Here is a 1832-nt window from a genome sequence, read left to right as displayed (position 1 = left end):
GCGCGGGCCGGGCGGCGTTGCGCCAGGAGCGATCGGCGCGACCTGGGCGGGCGGCGGAGCAGCCGGTATCGGCGCAGCCACCTTCGGCGGCGGCGGAGCCGGAGGCGGAGTCATCGGCGCGCCGCTGCGAGCCGCGTTGCCACCTTGCGGACCCATGGTGCCGGCCGGCGGCTGGCCTGGTGCCGGAGGAGCAGCCGCAGGCGCTGCCGCGGCGGGAGGCGTCGGCTTGGGAGGTGCGGCATCCTTCGGTCCCATGGTCCCGGCAGGCGCCGTCTGGGCCGCCGGGCGCTGCGCCGGAGCAGCTGCGGCAGGGGGCGGCGGAGCGGGCGGCGCCGAATGCTGCGGACCACCGGGCGGCCCTTCGCGGCGCGGCGCGGCGGCGGGCGGCGGCTCCTGTCGCTGCGGAGCAGCCGCGGGAGCTTCGCGCCGCTGCGGCGCGGCCGCAGGCGGTTCTGCAGGCTTCGGAGCGGCAGCCGGGGGTTCAGCGCGCGGAGCGACCGCCGGGGGTTCGGGCCGACGCTGGGGCGCAGCCGCCGGCGGCTCAGCACGAGGCGGCGGTGCAGCCGCTGGCGGCTCGGGACGATGCGGCGCGGCCGCCGGTGGCTGAGCTGGAGCTGCGGCGGGGGGCTTCGGCTGAGGAGGCGGTGCGGGCGGAGCAGCGTGCGGGGCCGGGGGCGGCGGCGGCGCGGCGTGCGGCGGCCCACCAGCCGGGGGACCCGGAGGGCGCGGCGGTCCCTTCGGTTCACCCTTTCGTTCAGCTTCGCCTTTCTTCTCGGCTTCGCCCTTCGGCTCGGCCTGGGCCAGCATCAACGGAGCGGCTGTCGAGAGGCCAGCCTGCGCAGGCTCCGCCTGAACAGGCAATGCAGCGAAGTACCATGCACCGATCGCTGTGGTAGCAAGCAGCGCGACTTGAATTCTTTTCATCCTGATCGTCCCGGCTAAACAAGGGTGCCGACAAACGCGTGTTCCATCGGCCGGTTCCGATCAACGATGATGCGTAGGGCCGGATTGTGGCGAGTGTCGCCACACGGCAACGATATATTTCTTCGTTTCCGGCGAACTTTTTCGCAGCATTCAGCAGCGGTTCACGACCTGATCGTCGAACGGTCAGTTCATGACCGGCTGAGGTGGGCCACCCGGTCCGGGCGGCTGCGGGGCTGGTACATCATCGGGTAGTTGGCCCGGCAGTTCTTGAGGTCTCCCTGGTGCATCCGGTTCTTCGACCGGCGGTGGAATATCCGGCATTGGATTACCCGGCGGTTCCTCGGCTGGAGGTTCGGTCGGGTTGCCAGGAGTCGATGGCGGCACTTCCGGAGGCGGCATCGCCGGTCCCGGCTCGCTCGGTACGTCCTGCGGCTCGGGGCCGGCGCGCCTGATCATCAAATCGCGACCATGCGGTTCTCGCCGATGTCAGGCCGGCCGCCCGTCGCAGCCGCCACCACCATCTTGACGTAGCTGACAATGGTGCCGGGCGAGTCCCAGTACTCGGCCTCATCGGGCGTCACTTTCAGCACGCGGATGTTGGGATCGTCCGGGTTGTCCCACCACGCTTTTGCTTCTGTGCCGAACAACTCGCGGATCTTGCCGCGATCGTTGCTGACCCGCGCGGTGCCGGACACCGACACGTACTTCTGCGCGCCGGCGTCGGCGAAACCTAGGTTGACGTGATGATCGCGTTCGATCTCTTCGTCCTTGTGGCGGCGCGCATCGGTGAGGAAATAGATCGTGCCTTCTTCCGGGCGCACGTAAGCAGCCATCGGACGCGAGCGGATTTTCTCGCCATCGCGCGTCGCCAGCATGAAGGGGATAATCTTCTTCATCAGGTCCCAGGC

General features: G+C 70.1%; 1 protein-coding gene. It reads right to left on the bottom strand.

Going from position 1 to position 1832, the window contains the following annotated elements:
- Positions 1-1379: 1379 nt before the first annotated feature.
- Positions 1380-1832 (bottom strand): pyridoxamine 5'-phosphate oxidase family protein (locus tag I5M_RS24140; RefSeq protein WP_022723742.1); only part of this gene is annotated, 453 nt, incomplete at its 5' end.

Origin of the sequence: Rhodopseudomonas sp. B29, from assembly GCF_000333455.1 — a bacterium.
Taxonomy (GTDB): domain Bacteria; phylum Pseudomonadota; class Alphaproteobacteria; order Rhizobiales; family Xanthobacteraceae; genus Rhodopseudomonas.
The sequence above is the reverse complement of the archived record's forward strand: the minus strand, read 5'-3'. Positions and strand labels throughout refer to the sequence as shown.